Annotated in this window: 21 protein-coding genes and 1 tRNA gene; 9 read left to right on the forward strand and 13 right to left on the reverse strand. The window is 40.7% G+C overall.

Annotated features, from left to right (window positions below; all coding sequences use genetic code 11):
* Window positions 1-336 precede the first annotated feature (336 nt).
* On the forward strand, window positions 337-1,611 hold the full coding sequence (locus MSWHS_RS01015; RefSeq protein ID WP_048158655.1) for a hypothetical protein: 1,275 nt from the start codon (window positions 337-339) through the stop codon (window positions 1,609-1,611).
* A gap of 157 nt (window positions 1,612-1,768) precedes the next feature.
* The gene (locus MSWHS_RS20790; protein WP_197074001.1) at window positions 1,769-2,662 is read left to right on the forward strand and encodes an HNH endonuclease; all 894 of its coding nucleotides are present in this window, start codon (window positions 1,769-1,771) and stop codon (window positions 2,660-2,662) included.
* 61 nt (window positions 2,663-2,723) lie between these two features.
* Here MSWHS_RS20790 and MSWHS_RS01025 read toward each other — a convergent pair whose 3' ends face one another.
* Window positions 2,724-3,461 carry an endonuclease/exonuclease/phosphatase family protein gene (locus MSWHS_RS01025; RefSeq protein ID WP_197074002.1) on the reverse strand — a complete coding sequence of 246 codons (738 nt, stop codon included), beginning with the start codon at window positions 3,459-3,461 and terminating at the stop codon, window positions 2,724-2,726.
* Window positions 3,462-3,650: 189 nt separating this feature from the next.
* Here MSWHS_RS01025 and MSWHS_RS01030 point away from each other — a divergent pair, with 189 nt between their 5' ends.
* Together MSWHS_RS01030 and MSWHS_RS01035 are read left to right on the forward strand one after the other, a co-directional pair.
* Window positions 3,651-4,220 (forward strand): tyrosine-type recombinase/integrase, encoded by a 570-nt coding sequence (locus MSWHS_RS01030; RefSeq protein WP_048158657.1) that lies wholly within the window; start codon window positions 3,651-3,653, stop codon window positions 4,218-4,220.
* Between the two features lie 1,030 nt (window positions 4,221-5,250).
* A complete protein-coding gene (locus tag MSWHS_RS01035; RefSeq protein WP_048158658.1) occupies window positions 5,251-5,646 on the forward strand; it encodes a hypothetical protein in 396 nt (131 codons plus the stop codon).
* 470 nt (window positions 5,647-6,116) lie between these two features.
* Here the strand turns inward: MSWHS_RS01035 and MSWHS_RS01040 are convergent, their stop codons facing one another.
* Window positions 6,117-7,460: a hypothetical protein gene (locus MSWHS_RS01040; RefSeq protein WP_048158659.1), complete on the reverse strand. Its 1,344-nt coding sequence runs from the start codon at window positions 7,458-7,460 to the stop codon at window positions 6,117-6,119.
* 901 nt (window positions 7,461-8,361) lie between these two features.
* On the opposite strand from MSWHS_RS01040, the gene MSWHS_RS01045 reads away from it, so the two are divergent.
* Window positions 8,362-8,649 (forward strand): hypothetical protein, encoded by a 288-nt coding sequence (locus MSWHS_RS01045; protein ID WP_048158660.1) that lies wholly within the window; start codon window positions 8,362-8,364, stop codon window positions 8,647-8,649.
* A gap of 124 nt (window positions 8,650-8,773) precedes the next feature.
* Here the strand turns inward: MSWHS_RS01045 and MSWHS_RS01050 are convergent, their stop codons facing one another.
* The 4 genes from MSWHS_RS01050 to MSWHS_RS01065 all read right to left on the reverse strand — a co-directional run bounded on the left by MSWHS_RS01050 (window position 8,774) and on the right by MSWHS_RS01065 (window position 10,409).
* Complete coding sequence (locus MSWHS_RS01050) at window positions 8,774-9,466, reverse strand: ISAzo13 family transposase (protein ID WP_082088307.1); 693 nt, start codon at window positions 9,464-9,466, stop codon at window positions 8,774-8,776.
* 117 nt (window positions 9,467-9,583) lie between these two features.
* Complete coding sequence (locus MSWHS_RS01055; protein ID WP_048158661.1) at window positions 9,584-9,946, reverse strand: hypothetical protein; 363 nt, start codon at window positions 9,944-9,946, stop codon at window positions 9,584-9,586.
* Between the two features lie 32 nt (window positions 9,947-9,978).
* Window positions 9,979-10,290 (reverse strand): hypothetical protein, encoded by a 312-nt coding sequence (locus MSWHS_RS01060; RefSeq protein ID WP_048158662.1) that lies wholly within the window; start codon window positions 10,288-10,290, stop codon window positions 9,979-9,981.
* A gap of 45 nt (window positions 10,291-10,335) precedes the next feature.
* Window positions 10,336-10,409, reverse strand: a tRNA-Thr gene (locus MSWHS_RS01065).
* 150 nt (window positions 10,410-10,559) lie between these two features.
* On the opposite strand from MSWHS_RS01065, the gene MSWHS_RS01070 reads away from it, so the two are divergent.
* The 4 genes from MSWHS_RS01070 (at window position 10,560) to MSWHS_RS01085 (ending at window position 14,340) form a co-directional block, all read left to right on the forward strand.
* Window positions 10,560-11,150, forward strand: coding sequence for an aldolase (locus MSWHS_RS01070; RefSeq protein ID WP_048130142.1), 591 nt, complete (start codon window positions 10,560-10,562; stop codon window positions 11,148-11,150).
* Between the two features lie 227 nt (window positions 11,151-11,377).
* On the forward strand, window positions 11,378-11,989 hold the full coding sequence (locus MSWHS_RS01075) for a CDP-alcohol phosphatidyltransferase family protein (protein WP_048125288.1): 612 nt from the start codon (window positions 11,378-11,380) through the stop codon (window positions 11,987-11,989).
* 132 nt (window positions 11,990-12,121) lie between these two features.
* Complete coding sequence (locus MSWHS_RS01080) at window positions 12,122-12,562, forward strand: archease (RefSeq protein WP_048125289.1); 441 nt, start codon at window positions 12,122-12,124, stop codon at window positions 12,560-12,562.
* A 275-nt stretch (window positions 12,563-12,837) separates the two neighbouring features.
* Window positions 12,838-14,340 carry an RtcB family protein gene (locus MSWHS_RS01085; protein ID WP_048125296.1) on the forward strand — a complete coding sequence of 501 codons (1,503 nt, stop codon included), beginning with the start codon at window positions 12,838-12,840 and terminating at the stop codon, window positions 14,338-14,340.
* Window positions 14,341-14,355: 15 nt separating this feature from the next.
* On the opposite strand, the gene MSWHS_RS01090 is transcribed toward MSWHS_RS01085, so the two are convergent.
* The 7 genes from MSWHS_RS01090 to mtrC all read right to left on the reverse strand — a co-directional run bounded on the left by MSWHS_RS01090 (window position 14,356) and on the right by mtrC (window position 19,890).
* Window positions 14,356-15,495: a hypothetical protein gene (locus MSWHS_RS01090; protein ID WP_048125297.1), complete on the reverse strand. Its 1,140-nt coding sequence runs from the start codon at window positions 15,493-15,495 to the stop codon at window positions 14,356-14,358.
* A 1,118-nt stretch (window positions 15,496-16,613) separates the two neighbouring features.
* Window positions 16,614-17,564: a tetrahydromethanopterin S-methyltransferase subunit H gene (mtrH, locus tag MSWHS_RS01095; protein WP_048125298.1), complete on the reverse strand. Its 951-nt coding sequence runs from the start codon at window positions 17,562-17,564 to the stop codon at window positions 16,614-16,616.
* Between the two features lie 12 nt (window positions 17,565-17,576).
* Window positions 17,577-17,798, reverse strand: coding sequence for a tetrahydromethanopterin S-methyltransferase subunit MtrG (gene mtrG, locus MSWHS_RS01100; protein WP_048125304.1), 222 nt, complete (start codon window positions 17,796-17,798; stop codon window positions 17,577-17,579).
* 17 nt (window positions 17,799-17,815) lie between these two features.
* Entirely contained in the window at window positions 17,816-18,040 is a 225-nt protein-coding gene (locus MSWHS_RS01105; RefSeq protein ID WP_048125306.1) for a tetrahydromethanopterin S-methyltransferase subunit F, read from the reverse strand.
* A complete protein-coding gene (mtrA, locus tag MSWHS_RS01110; RefSeq protein WP_048125308.1) occupies window positions 18,040-18,762 on the reverse strand; it encodes a tetrahydromethanopterin S-methyltransferase subunit A in 723 nt (240 codons plus the stop codon). Before mtrA ends, MSWHS_RS01105 begins: the two co-directional genes overlap by 1 nt.
* A gap of 1 nt (window position 18,763) precedes the next feature.
* Window positions 18,764-19,090 carry a tetrahydromethanopterin S-methyltransferase subunit B gene (locus MSWHS_RS01115; RefSeq protein WP_048125310.1) on the reverse strand — a complete coding sequence of 109 codons (327 nt, stop codon included), beginning with the start codon at window positions 19,088-19,090 and terminating at the stop codon, window positions 18,764-18,766.
* On the reverse strand, window positions 19,087-19,890 hold the full coding sequence (mtrC, locus tag MSWHS_RS01120; RefSeq protein WP_048125312.1) for a tetrahydromethanopterin S-methyltransferase subunit MtrC: 804 nt from the start codon (window positions 19,888-19,890) through the stop codon (window positions 19,087-19,089). Before mtrC ends, MSWHS_RS01115 begins: the two co-directional genes overlap by 4 nt.

Raw genomic sequence — 19,890 nt, forward strand, 5'->3', positions numbered from 1 at the left:
CTTTTTGCTTCTTACGTGGTATACATACACTATTTTCCTTTTGTTCACTTCCAGGATTTCTAAAGCTTCTCAGAACCTACTTTAAAGACCTGAGAAATCAGATTCAAGCTCTACAATTTAACCAAATTTAAAAAGATTTTTATATAAAGTGATTTCAGATTATTATAAGCAAAGTCTGTTTATTCAATAATTGAAACACTTTGACTTATTGCAGGAAGGAAATCCTGACATCGAGGGCACGAAGGCACAGTAGACCAACCCGAAAAACAAACAGCAATCCGTAAATCTTCTCTACTCTCCTAGGTCAGGTGCATTCTTTAAGTAGGGCGAGAAGTCATGGCAAATGTACCGCTGAAAAATCGGATGTACGGATATGAATTGTCTGGAAGCGAATATCAGCTGATCTTTGAGAAAGACAATATGGGTTATGTCAGATACACCGACAAGAAGAATGGAATCTTCTGTCTTGACCCGTCTCCATTTTTGAACGATCCACGCAATGAAATCTACGTTATAAGGGACAGGAGAACATGCGACCTGCCACCAAAAGGACAGCTCATAGAAGCAACTGTCAGTGAGACTGAAAGATTTAATGAAGTTGCAAATAACGAGATCCAGTCAACGATGATTAAATATGTGTCCGGCTGGCAGTTTGTGGACCCAAACAAAATCCGAAGCAATCGGCTGTTGAACAAAGAAGAGTTTTTGGATTATATGGCAATTCCATTTGCGAAGAAAAGCAGCAAGGAAGAGAAATATTTCTGGGAACATATCGCCTTTGCTATGGGATTGTACTGTGTATCATCCCCACAGTTGTTTGATTTTGAACCCGGTGGAATTAACACCATCGTGATGGGAAAGGACATAGGACGGAGTGACTGGAATATATTCAAGCGGGTTGCCAATGTTGTGCCGAAAGAGTTCAGGAACTCAACTTATCCGAATTTTTATAAATCGCTGGAAACGCCTGAGCAGCCCTGTCCTGTGAACAGTACGGAAGTTAACCTGGCATATTTCAATATCAAGGAAGTACCTATCCATATCCCAATGCCATTGGATGTGGAATTCCGAAGCTACCTCTCGTACAAAGATGAACTAATAGATTCATTGCCGCTGGCGAGAGGATTCATGCTCGATGCATTGCTTTTCCAACCTCAGATCTCAGACAAGCTTCAGAGACGGATAGACGAAGCAATGTATTTCGTTATGGAAGAGATCATTCACGCAGATGCATTGCCATACCAACAAGATATTGGTTCTGTTATACCGAAGTTAACTACTGCTTTTGCTCGCCTTGATACTCAAACAAATGTGACCCTTGAGAACTTGAATGAGGGTAAGTTTTTATGGGCAGATTTAATGACCCAGACAAAGCATGTCGTAACAGCTGGAGTCGACATCGATGTATTGTACAGACGGACTCCTTATGAGATTCGACTGCTCGGAGATCTTAAGGAAATCGATGAGACAGGCGTGATTCTCACAATCGAAAATATCAAGAAACATACGAAGATCCCTGAGTGGGAAGTTGAAAAAGCGTTGAAGAGACTGAGTACAAGCGGATATATATATTACAAATGCGACGGTACGATAGGGATTATCGAGTTTTAACTGAAGGATAATAGATTGGTCTGTAATCTCCTTTGCCAATTTCTGGATGGAGAAAAGAAACAATTGTGGAATTTGAGTCTATTTCAGAAATACCTGCAGAAGATTCCAAACGATGTTAAACATAGGCCAGAATTAATCGACTGTTTTGGAGGAGTTTATGACCGGCTCTGATACTGATAAAACTCACGACGCAATGGAATCACTTTTTCCTGATGGTGAATATAGAAAACTCATTTTGTCTTTATTCCTTGAAGCACTCAAAAAAGCTAACTCATATGGTAGTAACAAGTGGGGTGCATATTACTATGATGAGGGTGTTCGTCTCCTAGTTGGCAATCTCATTGTTTTTACCGTTCACAAAAACGGAATTTGGTTGACTCTTGATAAACAATTGTTAAATGAAAGAACGGACATATGGAAGTTATTAGATGAAAGTGATTTATGGCACTGGGAGACTGGAGATTATTCAGAGTATAAACCGGTTCCATCAATGAATGGATACTATACTCCTTCCAATAAGGATTCAGATATTTGGCCTATAGTAAGGGAACTACATTTTTATTATATAGACAACGTTGCAAACAAATATAAATGGTTAAACATTAAAAGCCAGCCAAAACATTCGGATAAATTATTGGAGTATTTAAAACATGAACTTGGACTAAGAAGTATTCCTTTTCCAAATTATGGTGAAACAGATATCGCAGAAGAGATATCTTCTGAAGAAAGTAGTAACTTGTTTGAAGGAGCAAAAAAACAAATTACAGTAAATGCTTATGAAAGAAATCCAACTGCTAGAAAAGAATGTCTCCAGAAATATGGTTTTAAATGCAGTGTTTGTGGATTCGATTTTGAAGAAGTTTATGGAGAAATAGGTAGAGAATACATTCACGTCCACCATCTAAAACCTCTTTATGAAATAAATGAAGAATATAAAGTAGATCCTATCAATGATTTAAGGCCTGTATGTCCCAACTGTCATTCTATGCTGCATAAGGGTAAAGTTACAATTGAGCAGTTGAAGGAAATATTGAGAATACATTCCATCTGAATGCATAAGCAAGTGGTTCATAAATTTCCTCTGATGTAATCTCTAGCCATGTCCTAAACACTCATTGACAACCTGACTTAATATTAACTTCAATTAACAGGACTGCGTGATCTGACATTGCTTCAGATTTCTTCCCTGCGAATACATAGCTTCCTGATTCTGAGATATACTCTGTAGCAAGAACGTCAAAATGCCCGCTGATGAAAGCATGGTCAAGCCGTCTTCCACTACCATTTATAATGGCCCAGTAACTTGCACCTGAGCTGGGTATTGAATGTTGCCAGCCATTGTCCTTGAGTTTGTTTATCCGATCGCCGCACTTTGCTTTTGAGTCGACAGGATCTGTGTTGAAATCACCCATGATCACGAACGGAAGATCCACATTCTCTGCTGCGATCTGCTGAATCCAGTCCCAGCATTGGCGTTTGATTTTGGGCAGCTTGCTGTAATCGGGCATACGCAGGCCAAGAATATTGAAACCCTTCTCTGGCAGGAAAACATGAAGCACATTTGATGGGAGTGATTTATCAATATTCGTCGGAGCTAAGATATTCCCACATTCCAGTTTCGTATTTGCGGCGATGAATACTTGATTTTCTTTTAATGCCCGCTTCGACATAAAGTGATGTGTGAATCCATATGACTCAAGTTGTTCAATGAATATTTGATGTGACGAGCCAGGCACATATTCGGTAAGTACAATGACATCCGGCGTCAGTGAGGCAATTGCCTTAGCCATATGATAGGGAATTTTTTTATTGCATGTGCGATGATTGATGTTCCATGTGAGCAGTTTCATTGTTGGTTGATCCTCTTTGATTTGAAATTGGATATGCAATTTTATCATTTCAGCTTCTATTCATGGTAGCAACGTTTTACCGTAAAATGTTGTTGTTTCTTCTGTTTTCAGGGTTGTTTCTTGCAGTTTTTCATATCCGCAAAATTGATTATAGCAACCTTTTAGTATTTTGTTGCTATAATACTTGACATGGAAAATGGTCTTGTTACTGGAGACGGAACTAAAGTTCTCACTGTTGAAGAGTATGACAAATTTATACAGGCAATTCCGGAATCAAAGCGGGCAATTTTTGAGATACATACAATAACGGGATTAAGGTATGTAGAGTTGCAAAGGCTTCATGATAATCCTGCTTGGTATTACAAAGAGCGAAACCAGATTATTCTGCCAAAAGAGGCTCAGAAGAAGGCGAAGCAGAAGCAAATCAAGAGAACTATAGATCGACTGCCTTCAACTTTCCCTTATATTTTCAAGCAATTCTGTGAAGGGCATAGACCACCTGAAAGAAGTTCGTGGAATAGAGATTTAGCCAGATGGTCACTAAAGGCAGAGATAAACCCAAAAGTAGGAAATAAGACCCCTCGAAAGACCATCGAGTCCTGGATGCTAAAGACAGGGATACCAGAAATTGAGATATATTCTCGGCAAGGTCATGATCCAATAACATCTCTTATGCATTATCAGAGCCTTTCATTCACCGATTATGAAATGAGGGATATTGAAAAGAGGCTCACGGAATGGGGAATTCTAAAAAAGTAAAAATGCAGATACCCCCATTCAAAAGTCACTAACTTTTTTTGCTCTATGAGTACTCCTGATTGTTTCATACAGAATTGTGATTCTTGTTTTTATCTTACTGCAAAAGATAGAAAATGTCAGACAGGCACTGGTAGCTGCAACATGTCTACATGCCAGACAATGCAAAGCGATGATCGCATGTCAAGGATTGGAAGGACGCTGCGAAGTAATCAGATCTATATCAAGTTTGAGATATGTATCAACTGCCTGTGCTACTCCAATCCTTTTAATGAGCATGGATCTGACATGCAACTGACCTGTAAACAGGTAGCATGGCATGTATAGGATAACTCAGGACTTGAACTCGAAATTATACACGCCAGATTTATAAAAAGGATAGATCAAAAAAGAGTTAAGCTTTAGGATTGACTGATCTTCAAGCCTTCAGCCCAGATACCAGAATGTTTTTTCCAAGTCACACAACATAAAATTTTGTCGTATACGAGGGGTATTGAGGTAAGTTAAGGTAATTCCCTTACCCAACATATTTTAGCGTTTCTGGAGTATAATTTCACTGCCTGTACTGTGTCTCTAAATATCCTGGCACCTGACCTGAGGGCTCAAAGATCACTCTGATGCCCTTTAGGTTTGAAACAAAAGCCAATTTTACACGACTTAAAAAACTAACTATTTTTCCTGGGTAATTCCCTTACCCGACATATTTTGAGCGTTTCTGGAACAAAATTTTACATTGGTCAAGGACATTGGATTAAACCCTGATGGTAGCATGCCCTCACCTATACTAGAGGATTCCGAAGCTATTTACATCGATAACGATTTTTAATTGAAATAATTATATAAAAACGGCCTATATATATTATATACACCCATGGGACGTAGGGATGGGGATGTATGACTTGCTGACAATAGTTGGGAGAATGATTCAACAATTCTGTCAAGAATCGATAATATTTTCGGATACAACAGGGTATAATGAAAAGAAAATATTGTTTGTGCAAAAGCTATTAAAGTCATATTTGGGGGAGTAAAGATGATAGATTGGTCTTTTCTAAATAGTCAAGCATGTAGTACAATAGTTGCTGCATTGGGAGTAATAGTTGCTACATTTGGCGTGATAATTGCTTATCTTGCTGTGGCTCTTTCACAGATTCCCCCATTACGAGTATTCATTAAAGGTGCCAAAATTAGGATTGTTGCCGCCAATAAAATTAAGCTTAGTCACTTTTTGGGAAGTGTTAACCTAATATTTTTTTTTAACATTTATAATATTGGAGTTAGGAATATCTCTATTTCCATGATTGACTGCATGATAACAAAAGATAATATCTTATTTTTAAATCTACCAGCACAAGGATATTATTCACGTCAACATCTTAGTCAGTCCAACCAAATAATTCAAGAATACTCCATAGGGCTTATACAATAAAAGAGCGAAGAATCTTGGAATGAGACAGTTCACTGCTTTGATCAATGGACACAAGAGGAGGAAGAACATATTAACGACATAGTACTTAAGATCAGAAACAATATCGCAGAGCAGAAAAAATCATCTAAAGATAAAAGTGTCATGGTCGAGGCAGAAAAAAGTATTGTTAATGAAGCAGAAAAAGAATTTGATCAGAAATTCAATCTTATAAAAGGTGATTACCATTTATTAATTTCTTGTTTATCTGAATCAGGTGAGTCACTTGCTACTATTGGCTACAGTTTTAAGTTATTTGAAAATCATATTAAGACTCTGCGAGCATATAATGAACGATACAAATATGGGGAAGGGGTATATCTTCCATATTCTGATCCACTGATGGTTGTTTGTCCTAGACTTTTACGAGAAGTCGGACTAAGCGATAGAAAGTATATTGATAAGAATCATAGAAATTATCAGTTACTTCAACTCTATTTTTTCCATGGAACGATCTCAACCTGGCTTATCCACCCAGGATTTAAGCGATTACAATATGTTTCAGAGTACCCACACAACTTAAGCAAAGAAAGCTCAAGATACCATTGTCCCAGTTTCCATGTATCATAATATACAGATTTGAATCTCCCCTTGTTTTTTGGATTCGGGTGTACAAGTGAATTACGTATCTCACTCATACCATGTGTCGCATCATCCCATTTCATTGCTTTTGCCATTTTTTCAAATTCAGGTAAATCCTTACTAATGTCAATGGAGAGTTCCAAAGACGAAAAAAGCAATTTGAATTTGTCTGATGCTTTAAGTCTCGTGAAACTATCTGCACTTATCAATTTACGTTTCAGAACAGCATATTCAAATGATAGTCTTTCAAGAGCAGTTTGAGTAAGAATAATTCCTGCATCTATCGGTGAATTGTTGGCTATGAGATACCAGTATATAGCCTTCTGGATAGTGTCATTCCAGTCTTCATCAACCCAATGATTCATAAAACCAGGGAAAAGATTCTCAAGCTGTTCAGAGTGATGTTCATCGAACCACGATTCTGATCGAGAAAAACTGGGTCCTCTCGGTGATGACCATGATTCCCATACTCGACCTGTAGAATTAAAACCTACTGCATATATGGGATTACACCATGCTCCGTTTGCAAAAGAGAAAAAATATTGTAGCATATTGAGCATTTCTATAGCTTCTTTACCTGAAAAGAAAGTACTATCTATTTGCTGTAAACAAACTATATGGGTTGAACCATAACCACCTTCTTTTTTTAATTTTTTAAAGTTGCTTTCGGATTTTGCCAGAGATTTGATTTCTATGACCCAATTATCTGCTTCTATGCGGACATCCTCACAATACCTTCCATTATTTGCACATATTTCTCTAAAGTTAAACAAATGAAAAATAACATATTGCATCTGAGTATCTTCGTCTCCAAGTCCAACTATTGGCTCAGAAGATGACGTAAAGGTTAACGAAGGCCCATTATGGTTAAACAAGTCACTATTTATTACAAATCCTTCAAATTGATTCCCAGAGTTCTTCAGTACTAGCTCAAACAGATTTCCAGATAATATATTGTCATGCAGAGAATATAGCCCCTTTTTTTCACTATCATTTAGTTCTTTTTTGTTGGTAATGTATACATGAATCTGAGGTTTTGGGAGGAAATCAAGGCGAAACTCTGCGTTTCCAGAAAGTAGATCATTCCCGTTTTTGTCTTTAATCAATACTTCATCTTTTGCAATAACTGCTGATTGATTTGGTTCACTTAAAGAAAACAGAGGAACAAATTGCTCTTTATAACTTGGATCTTCCATATTTATCCCACCATAATAAATAACAATCTGCCCATGTTAGAATTCTATATAAGTACGCCGATTTTTTCAGTATCTCCGAATAACTTTGTGAACTTTTGTAAATGAGAACTAAAATAACCCAACTTATTTATTATTTAGCATGGATTATTTAATGTGATGGAAAACTCCAAGTTACCGACTCCATTTTTTTAAGAGTTCGCATTTTTCATGAATTTTTGAGTCAAATTAAGGACTTATAATTAAGTGGCCACCCCCATTGAACCAGTGACGTGGAGGTGTAGGTCAATGGATCACCAGGGAGCCATTGATAGTGATCCCACAAAATTTGGAAACAACACTATTTTTTTGATCTGATTAGCTTGCCGCATGGAAAATCCATATATCATTCGGAGATACTGTTTTTTCCTTTCAATTTTATTTGCAATATTTATGAAAGTCATTTGTTTACCCAGTCATTACACAACAATAGGAATACAGGATTAATGGCTTGTTTGATCGACTCAGTACCTATCCTCACCTTCTTAATATCCAGACTCAGCAATTATTGACCGCATCATCTGACATTGTTTCTTACCTTTAGAGCAGTATCAGATTATACCCCCAGTTAATCTTTAGAATTTTTCTTCCGATTGTTGTGACCCAAGCGATTTTGTTGAAATAAGTTCCATCGATAATCGTTCCCGTTGATTCTGCTTCATAAGGTTGTTTCATTATCCTCATTTACATGGTTTTTCTAGAAACTCTCTGACAATGGTTTCCACTTTAGCAATGACAAACATTCCAGAGCTCTTCATGAATTGGTGATAACCGTTTAAACATCTACACGTAACGTTACATTGATGGTAGCACAACTCGAAGCCATGAGGCAAGTCGTTTAATACCTAAAAGTCTATTACTTGCCATGAAAGACGCAACAGATGAAAAGACTGAAAAGGTCACCCGATTCGTAACAGATCTGCCTTTGATGCTTGGTGAAGTGGTTGGTGAATGCGTCAAAAAAGGGGTAGAAATCGATGTCATTAGCGTTAATGTCGGCGAATTGACGCTAATGATAGAAGCCTGTATTGGCGAAGAAATCAAACTGTGTAATGAGATTACAGGCAGATCACCGACCAGGGAAGAGATAATTTCAGTCTTAGCCGACCGAATGATAAAGTATGCAGAACAGAAACAAAAATATGGGGAGTAAACTCAGATCTCTTTTTAGAGACTATTAAAGTTAAAACGACGTAGAGAAACGATTAAAATGAGCGTCTATCTACTTTAGGAATGATTGAAAAATAACTTCAAGTTTTTACATCTGGAATTGCTCTTTAATTCCATTTCCCCAAGTAATCATCAAATACAATTTTCATGTTTTCCTTGAAGTTTTCACGTACTTTTCTTCCCGTGGCATAAACTTTATTTTTGATAGTCGAAAACACTTTGAGTCCTGTGGATGTCGAAGTCTTACCAACAAGGCTTTTTACCACATCAATACTGCTGAAAACAGTACCTTTGCATGCATTCGTAACATGGCAAAATAACCTGTGTTCTATTGGATTGTATTTCGAAGTATATGGTGGATAATGAGCCATTCTGATTTCAATCCCAATTTCATTTGATAGCTTTTGCAGATCTTCCTTGAAAATATAATGCCTGCTTGAGTTGCTTCCACCGCCATCTGCCAAGACTAAAATGCTACTTGCCTGGTGGTAATTTTCCTTACCGTAGTTTTCCCACCAGTATTTAATGCAGTCACAACAAAATTCGCTCGTATCCTTACTGGTTCCCAAGGTGATGTATCCTTCGTTACGTTTCAAGTCGTATATGCCATGTGGAATTACAATACCATCTGAAAATGTATTGAAGTCATGGTCATATACCGTTATTGCCTGGGTACAATATCTTTTTCCATCACGGTAGAAATTTCCTATGAATTTTTTTTTCACATCTATACTGATAATCGGATTCTCGGCTACAATGGCCCAAATAGTATAGCCTAAACTACGAATTATCCCAGGAATTAAAAGAGGCTCTGGATGATCTCACTTCATCTGTGAATCGTGCCTGTTAGTCACTTGAAAAAAGTATAGGAGAGCGCTCGAGCACACACCCAAAATTATTCTGGATTAAATGTATTTTTACGTGATTGTTACCTTGGCATTTATGTAGGCGCCATTTACAGGTTTAACTACAATTTTAAAGCGAATATTGGAACTTCCACTATAGAGTTTTTCGCTTACAGGTAAAAGCCCTAGGTTAGCAGTCTTCCACAAGTTCCAATTTCCGTTATCAGTCCAATAGAATGCTACCGTCCCCAAATTCGTTAATGCTATCTGTTTGTTAGATATTTTGAAAGTTCTCGCCCCGATGTCCCATAAGAGGGCTATGATAGCTTTATCCCGTACATTCTCAGCATTTTCGATTAAATTCAAAACATCTGACTCAGTAAGCATCTCTTCCGGCAATTTCTGATCCTTTTTTTCATGGTTGTTTTTATCCATTTGGTCAGCTCCGGTCTTTCTTCCTCACATTGTCATTTGTAAAATTTTTTAAGAAAAATCTTATAGTCGTGTTTTACCCATTCACTTTTGTCAGTTCTTTCAAGGTCAGAAATAAACCTGTAGAGATCTCTTTTTTCTATTTTATCAAAATCAAGCTGAATTTGTATAGCAATACATTTCAAGATCGAAATGTACTTTAGAACTCTATGTTTACTCAATCCTTCAGAAAAGCAGTAGTCAATAAAATCAAAAATTAGTTGCTTATTAACGTCAGATATTGGTGCATCTTTCAATGAACCCAGACGCTTCTGAACACTCATATTTTCATAAATGCCTATTCCCATAAAACAGACTCCTTTGGGAATAGGCTCCGAACAAAATTAGTACAAAGCCTCGTGCGTGATTTGAACACGCGACCTAGTGATTACAAGTCACTCGCTCTACCGGGCTGAGCCAACGAGGCGCAATGAAGCTGCCAGCAGACTTATCTAAATACAATACTAACAGATAAACTTTATGGCAGAATCCCCCTTTAAAGAGTTTGTCTCAGTGTTTTAACTGTCTCCATTTTCCCTGTTTTTGTTATTTCCGGAATGTGGGGCGCATAAACCTTATGGCATTCTTCCTCTATATCTCACATAAGATGTGGCAGGAAATGGCAAAATACGGGCGCAAGCTGGTAGAACACGGACTTGTGGAATCAAATTTTGGAAACATCAGTGTCAGAATCGGGGATCAGATGCTTATTACCCGGAGCGGAACTGCTCTTGACGAGATCAGCGGCGATAATGTTGTTGAGGTCGAAATTCAGGATACGTCTTCTCTTGACATAATTGCGTCTTCCGAGACGGTAGTGCACCGGGAGATCTACAGGCAGACCTCAGCCCTTGCAATAATTCATGCCCACTGCCCCTATGCAGTAGTAGAATCCCTGCTTGCAGGCCCCGGAGGGGTGATCGTTCCTGTAGATAGTGAAGGGCAGTACTTCCTTGGGGATATCCCGGTGGTAGGCGGCGGGATCGGGAGCCGGGAACTTGCCGAAAACCTGGCAGCCGGTCTTTCGAAACATAAGGGTGCGGTTGTTTACAGCCATGGGACTTTTGCCATTGGAAGAACCCTGGGGGAAGCGTATATTGTGACCACTCAGCTTGAGCACTCCTGCAGAATAAAGTACCTGTATGAGCTTGCAGCCGTAAAAAAGTGAAAATAAGAAGTGAAAATAAAAAGTGAAAAGTGAGATAAGTAAGTATTATCTAGGGAGTACACTGATAATCAAACATGCAGCCTTAAGTATAAATATCAAAAGACAGGTAAACAAAGAATTAATATAAATAAGTAGATCCAAATCGTTATAAGAAGCAGGATAAACTGCCATTCTTTCGGGCCTGCCTCTATAACGGATATACAACTAAAAGGAAGATTCCAAGTACCATGACGTTTAATGCCCTGAGACCCGTTGCTTCGAGAATTATTGACCCGCTGGCAGATCTTTTTATAAGATATGAGGTCTCACCTGATACGGTTTCCATAGTTTCTCTGGTCTGTGCTTTCTTTGCGGGGCTCAGTTTTTATTATTCTCCTGTATATAAAGAACTTACCCTATTAGCAAGTATCCTGGTAGTGTTTAACTCGCTTTTTGATGCACTTGATGGGGTAATAGCACGCAAATCCAACAGGGCAACATCGAGGGGTGATTTCCTCGACCATGTAATCGACCGCTATTCGGACGTTTTTATTATCTGCAGCATTTTTTTTGCAGGTTATGTGTCCTGGCAGATAGGGGTTGCGGCAATTGTGGGCGTGCTTCTTACGAGTTATCTCGGGACTCAGGCTCAGGCACTCAATCTGGGAAGGTATTACGGCGGGATTATGGGTAGAGCTGACCGTCTTGTAGTCATAATTCTTGCCGCTTTTGCCAATTCGGTTTATCCGGCTTCGATTGTAGGTTTTACCATCCTGGGCTGGGCTGTTATCCTGATTGCTGTGACCAGCCATATTACTGCAATTCAGCGGATTATCTATATCTGGAATAGGCTGGACTGATACTTTTCAGTGTTTTTTGATTTCAGCTGTTTCAGGGTTCATCTGGCTAAATCTTTTTTAAACCTGTTTTATTCCTGAAAACCGGCTTCTGAGGCGGATAGGTTAATGTAAGACAAAACCCAATACAGGGCTATGCCGTCTCAAGGAAAAAAGTATGAGTATCTGGAACACACTGCAGACATAAAGTTCCTGGCTTATGGAAATACTCTGGAAGAGGTATTTGAAAATGCAGCTCTTGCGATGTTCAATGTTATTATTGATACCGGGAAGGTTTCTGGAGAGACGGCAAGAGACGTTTACCTTAAGTCCCCTGACCTGGAATCTCTACTTGTGGACTGGCTTTCTGAGCTTTTATATCTTTTTGAGGTCGATGAGGTTGTTTTCTGGAAGTTTCGGGTAGAAGAAATCAGAGCAGAAGAAGGGGAATGCTCAATAAAAGCCCGGGCATCGGGTGAAAAATACTATCCTGAAAGTCATCCCTTTGAAACTGAAATTAAGGCGGTCACTTATAATCAGCTGGAACTCAAGAAGACTGCCGAAGGCTGGAAGGCTCAGATCGTTGTTGATATTTGAAGAGCAGGGATTTTTGTTTTTTTATGATGGCTGAAATGTACAGCTACTATGCGTGACTTTCGTGTATGCCTCCGGTTAACTTTGCGCTATACATATCTTCATGTACGTGAATTATTATCCTATCCTGTGCTATAAATCTAAAGTGAATTTTGACATTCTTAATTATAATATCTGAATTATATTCATATCCTGATTATAATATACAATTACATTCATACAGGGCTATAATCTCAGAGTTATATTCATAACACGTAAAGGAGCAGGGAGCATCGATTATGGTAGAAAATGAAGATATCGGTACTGAGGAATTGAGTGTGGAAAGTGTGCCCCGAGACATAAAACACATGGTTCTGAAGCTTTCCGATTATAGCTGGGAAATTCCGAAAGGGCATATTCCTAATATGAAGGTTCCAGGGCGCCTGTTTGTATCTGAAAATTTGCTTGGAGGCATTGAGCCCGATACTATCGACCAGATCGCAAACGTAGCAACTCTTCCTGGCATTCAGAAATATTCCATGGCAATGCCTGATGCCCACCTTGGTTATGGTTTTGCTATAGGGGGCGTTGCAGCTTTTGATGCAGAGGAAGGAGTTATCAGCCCCGGTGGAGTGGGTTTTGATATCAATTGCGGGGTGCGGCTAATCCGCACAAATCTTCAAAAGGAAGATGTAGTTCCTGAAATAAAAAGGCTGACTGATGAGCTGTTTAATAACGTGCCTTCAGGTGTCGGATCCAAAAGCCGGTTCAGGGCTTCTGACCGGGAACTGGACAATGCATTTCTTGAGGGTGCAAAGTGGGCAGTAGAAGCCGGGTATGGTGTGGAAGCGGATGTGGAACACTGTGAAGGGAATGGCTACCTGGAAGGTGCAGATACTTCTCATGTGAGCACAAAGGCAAGGAACCGTGGAAAACCTCAAATAGGAACTCTCGGTAGCGGTAACCATTTTCTTGAAGTCCAGTATGTGGACAAGATTTATGACAGGGAAGTGGCTTCGGCCTTCGGGCTTGAAGAAGGCCAGGTTACGGTAATGATCCACTGCGGGTCAAGAGGCGCAGGGCATCAGATCTGCACTGATCATCTAAAAGAACTCTCTCAGGCTGTTAAGAAGTATGGGATTGAAATTCCGGATAAGCAGCTTGCCTGTGCTCCGGCTCAGTCAAGGGAAGCCCAGAACTATTTCAAAGCCATGCTCTGTGCTGCAAACTATGCCTGGGCAAACAGGCAGATGATCACTCACTGGACACGCGAATCGTTTGAAAAGGTATTTGGCAGAGATGCCGATGATTTGGGAATGAGCCTCCTGTATGACGTTGCGCATAATGTAGCAAAACTTGAAGAACATAACATTGACGGCAGGAAAAAAGAGGTTTACGTGCATAGAAAGGGGGCAACAAGAGCATTTCCCTCCGGGCACCCTGAAGTTCCGGCTGCATACAGGGACGTGGGACAGCCGGTTTTAATTCCTGGGAGCATGGGAACACCTTCTTTTATACTCTGTGGTGCAAAAGAGGCTATGGATGTCTCTTTCGGCAGTGCCTGCCATGGAGCCGGGAGGATTATGAGCAGAGCACATGCAAAGCAAGAGTTCCACGGGCAAAGCATAAAAGAGAACCTTGAAGCCCAAGGAATCACTGTAAGGGCAACTCACCCTTCCGTAATTGCAGAAGAAGCTCCTGGCGTGTACAAGTCAAGCAGTGAGGTAGTAAATGTCGTGCACGAACTTGGCATTGCCCGCAAGATTGCAAGAGTTATTCCGCTTGGGGTTGCAAAAGGTTAAACTGGTGAAAATTTCTCAGGAATTCCAGTCTTTTGAAAATAAATCGGGTTCTTTGAATCCTTCCACTCCAGCTAAGTCGGAGCTGTTTAAAGGTTCGTATTCCTTATAGAACCTGAACACAATCATGCTTGAATATGAAGTAGTTACAAAAGGTGTGCCCTGTTCTCTGAATATGTTTGAAAAGTATTCGACAAGGGTATTGATTACTTTTTCATTTTTGAAATCATGGAAGATTGTTACTGATTCCTTTCCTGGTTCAAGATAAATTTCTATATTCTTTACCAGCTGGGTTGCCAGGTACATCTTCTTGAAGTATATCAGTAAATCGGGAAGAGACATTTCGCTTACTGATTGTTTGCACAGGCGTTCCAGTATTTTTGTCGGATTCGGGACATCTCCGACTGTAAAAGTTTCGAACTGGCTTCTGTGCAACGTTACAAGGTTGTACCTTTCAACATTATATGTATACATTAGCTGGGTCCAGAACTCTGTATTATCATCAAGTTCTCTGCATATGATGTCAAGGTACCCAAAATGTTTTCGAATCCCTGGCATGGTTTCATTAAGAGAGACTGAGAGATTCTTCTTGAATGAGATCTGGGTTGAATTTGCCCTTCTGAAAATGTGTTCCACGTCCAGCTGTTTCCATCTGGCCAGAAAATGGGCTATAAGCTGGGCAAAAAATTCTCTGCTGTTTATGGTGGCATTTGAAAGGAGTATAAGGGCAGATTCAGGATTGTGTATGTCCTCACATTTGATTGAAGTTCTGATTGTCCACTGGTAGTTTCTGGAAATACGGTTAAGGTAGTTCTCGAGTTCTTTCATATCACTAATTTCAAAAGGATTGATGAGTTCATTAACCAGCTCTTCATCAGTGAGCCTTCCTTTTGTATACTTGAAAAGCCACTCGAGCATTGTTCTATTTATTATGGTATTTTCTCCGTTTTTAATTGTGTCACTAAGTTCTTCTTTTGCGGGGGTTTCTTTTAAAAATTTAATTGCTTCATCAATGCTTCTATGATATGAAAGTGCTATATCTGCAACTTCGATCGTATCTCTGACTGCAGCGCTAAGATTCCCGTCATTAGCTTCCAGAAGGGGCTGCAATTTTTTAAGGTACTTATCATCAAGGGATATGTTTTTTCTGATCAGCATATTTTACACCCAAGATGGTCTGGCTTTCTGGTCTTTTATGCTCCGATCCATAATTTATACCCCTTGTATCAATGGCTTTTCTATCTATTCCGGCTAAATGTTTAGAAATTTGTTTTATCAGATATAAATTCTAATTTTAGTACCTAAAAACCTTTATCAGTAGCTTATATATTGGTAAGTACTACCGAATATTAAATCTTTCTGTTTAGTGCCATTTATTGAGAATTTTTGTCAATTTATATTATTCTTCAGGGGGTCAATTAATTCGTAGTTTCATATAATATTCTCTGTTTATATCTTCTGGTAAATTCCTCTAATCGACGATTTTCTTTTCATTGCTCTACTGCCTATATAAGGTAGAACTTTTCTCCCATGTATTGAAGTGAATAAGTGGCAACGTATCTAAAACGGATAATATCGGTTCACAATTCTTTATATATATATGTAAGACAGTGTACGACATGTAAATTAAATAAATTGGAATGTGAATGGGGCTCAAATAGCCTTGAGAATCAGGTTAATGATTTCCTATGCTCACAGTTTTCACGTCTTTGTTGTCTTCTCTAGTTACGAAAGACATTGCTTAACTCTCTGACAAATTGTGAGTATAAAAGTGGATTTGTATGCCTTCTGATCGGGTGGGGGGTTCTGTATAAACACTCTGTCAGACATTTATATATCCGTAATAATCTGATCTCTACAGGGCGTATTTGTTCCCCACAAAAGCGAGTTGGGAGTGGATTCATCGTATCTGGCAGGCTTTTTAATGTTTCCTCGTCTGCCAGGTACTTTCCTTCCAAAAAATAACCTGTCTATGAAAAAATTTCTTCAAAGTATATTACTTTTTCTCTGTTGTTTTTTTTCTCTGTTGTTTTTTCTTTGTTTCAGTTTTCCCTATAGTTCCCTTATATGTCTCCCAATTTTTTACTATTGAAGGAAGTAACTACAAAAAAGGTACATAGGGGCTGGTACAACTTCACAGTTACTACACGGATTGTGGAATCTAATGATGGAAAATCTTGAACTAAATTTGCAGAATCTACGGTAAAAAAAGAAAAAGCAAAGAGAAAATGCCTCTTTGCTTCCGGATCTAGCGACCCATTTAATAATTTTTGAACTTACGTCAGTTTGGTGACCGGGTGGTTTTCCAGGTCTGCTATCTCGACGCCAAGTTCCTTTGCGGTTTCGCCGAGCATGATGTCTACCATGGCGACAGCAGGGAAAATCTGGTTGACGTTCTCGATAGGGCCGTAGAGCAGGAAGTCAGAACCTGCAATCTGGGCTACGAGGTTGGTACCAATGTCTGTAGGCATGTAGATTGCCTTGGGGTCAGGCTGGGTTTTCTTGAATTTCCGGAGCCAGTCCCAGGCAGAAGCCATGTTGTGGTATCCACCGCCGACAGGCAGGCCGAGCTTGCCCTTAATGGTGGGGATTGAGCGGATTGTTGCGCCTGAGCCAGCGCCAAGGGGCATTGCAGCAACGTCGACAAGGGGAATCTTGATTCCGCATTCCTCGGCGACCTGGAGCATACCCTTTGTCTGTCCTGAACCACCGATTTCAAGGATGTCCATCTTTCCTTTTACGGTTGGGTCAGTTGCGTTGAAAGCCAGAACTATTGCGGCTTCCACATCGCTCTCTGCGAGCACGTCCATTTCATCCTGTTCGATACTTGCGTTGATGGAGTTGTGGATTGCCCTGTTTGCAACTCCGATTTCAGTACAGTACTTGGCTGCAAATGCACGCACATCTCCGGCTGAGGAGTCGATCAGGAATGGGGTCCTGTCATCGATCCCAACGAACCAGTCGATGTAGTTCTTGATTGCTTCGGGGGTTTCACCCACAATCTGGTTTACATAGGGGTTTCCTGTGGCGTCGCTCATTGACACCTGTGTGTTCCACAGAGTTTCTGCAGCGGCTTTGTCAAAGAGACCTTTGTCCTCATCGGTCACGATCTTGTGCCTTGCATAGAACATGGTACTGACTAACACGGTTGGGTATTCGCCCGGCTGTCCACCGAACTTAACTCCACCTACTTCGTAAACTTCCTGTTTCCTGTCAAACTTGAACATTTTGATCCCTCATTATATTGTGAACATTGATGATACCGAGACATAGATCAGGAAGAGAAGCAGTCCTATCACTGCGCCGTACAGAATTCCGATATCTCTTCCTACCTTCTTTCCGATTCTCTGTGCAACTTCACTGTTGACGAACTCAACCTTTTCATCGATCTTTTCGAGCCTTTTCATTACTTCGTTAAACTCGGCTGGATCTACAAACGCTGCTGGTGCTTTTCCTTCCATAGTTTCACCTCTCAAGCTTAGAGACCGGCCATTAACGGGAGTATAATCACCATCAGCAGTGAAAAGAGGAAGCCTGCTGCAAAGCCAATCATTCCAGTGGACATTATTCCTGAATCCAGCTTCTGGTTCCTCGAAATCAGCTGTGCTCTGTACCGAATGCTCTCAACAGTAGCGTCAATTGCGCCCATCTGAGGGTTGAGCACCATTGGGACTCCTTTTCCGTATTCTTCTGCCATTCTCATTACCTCCCGAGCAGTAACATCCCAAGCAGGGATATGGTTACTGTCAACCCGATCATGGCACCTTCAACCTTTCCTGCATGAATCCCTGAGTGGAACTTATTCAAGTTTCCTATGTCAAGCATCCGGGCTTCAATGCCTTTCAGCCTGTTGCGGATGACTGCAATCTCACCGGAAACCGGTCTGACGACTCCGCCCTCTTCTTCTTCTTCTCCCTCTTCGCTGATTACCACGACCATTGGTTCTGCATCAAAAGCACCAGGGTCCTTTGATACAAGTTCCCTTACTTTGGCTGTGATTGCACCCATGTCTTCTGTGTCCAGCAGGTTTACGGTCTGGACCTGCTGCTGGAAGCGGTCAATTACCTCGTCGTTCAGGTTTTCTACATAAGGGATAGCGCCGACCGCACCTATAATTCTGTGGTCTTTTACACCATTTTCATGGATAGCAAGCATTGCCTGTCCTGTAACGTGCCCTTTGACTTCAGCTCCTGTTACAACCAGGAACCTGATATTGGGGTTTGCAATTATGTCGGCAACGACCTTCTCTATACCCAGGTTTTCTGTTTTACAGGACCCCGTGATTGCTGCTCCAGCATCGAGAATAGGCTTTCCGGGGAGGTGTGAAGCACAGGTAATGACTGCAACACAGCCCTTTACATCGCCTACTTCATACTCTCCTTTCAGGATGGGCCATCCAGGTGCTGGTTCTCTTTTATCTACCATTTTACATACCTCCCTCGATCAGTCTCTGTATGAATATGACCAGGGCAAGCAGTCCGCTGAAGGCAAGACCTACTACGATTCCGTAGAAAGAGTTCCCATAAATTCCTGCCATATAGGAGGTGTTCTCACGGCCGGGCCATGAGTTAAGGAGTGGTTTGCTGGGTGAAAGTGAGTTCAACAGATCATCTGCAATCCCATCAAGTTTGTCCATCCTCTCAAAGACAGGGTCCATGGAATAGAGGATCGAGTCCGCCCTTTCTTCTGCTACAATTGCAGTTTCAGGGTCCATGACAAGATGTACTTCGGGGGCTATGCGAATCATGCTCATTCTAATTCCTCCGCGCTTGGCAGCAGCCCGGTTCCAACAACCGAATGTGCATCTCTCTTGACAAACCCATAGTACTTCATAAAGGCAAAAGCCCATATCGCAAGTCCTACAGCGATGTTTAATCCTGCTGCCATCAATCCTTCATGGAGTGAAGACGCAAAACCTGTAATTACCAATGCGATGGCTGCCTTTTCAACAGCTACAGATAGAGTTCTGTCCTGTTTCTCATCAGGACCGAGGTTAGCATTGAAGGGGTGAAGGATTCCCATACCGCCTATGATAAAGATCAGTGCAATGTATCCATTGGCGACTACGTTTTCAATAACTGCGCTGTATGTGAATTCTCCTGCAATGACAACGCTTAATCCGATAATCGCCAGAGTTCCCGCACCTGCAATTTCCACCATCGCCTGTTCCATTATAGGAATTCCCATTCCTATTACTTTGTTTGCGAGGACACCAATTACGGCACCTATTACCGCTGCGGCAATGAAGGATACTATAGGTCCTGCAATACCTCCTACGGAAAGTCCGAACAGGGCAGCTACAATACCCATACCAAGGGAGATCATACCAATGGATGGAACCCCGGTACCAAGCCCGTAGCTTGCTACACGGCGAACCGCATCAGCACCCCATAAAATGGCGCAGATTGCTCCAAGACCTCCAAAGAAGGAAAACACTGGAGGCAGGAAGTGACCCAGATAAATCCCTGCAAGGCCGCCAATTGCACCTATAGCCATTATTGTTTGTGGAGGATACGCGGCTGGGGCTTCTCCTCCTGATCCACCTGCAGACAT

Source organism: Methanosarcina sp. WWM596, from assembly GCF_000969965.1.
Classification (GTDB): domain Archaea; phylum Halobacteriota; class Methanosarcinia; order Methanosarcinales; family Methanosarcinaceae; genus Methanosarcina.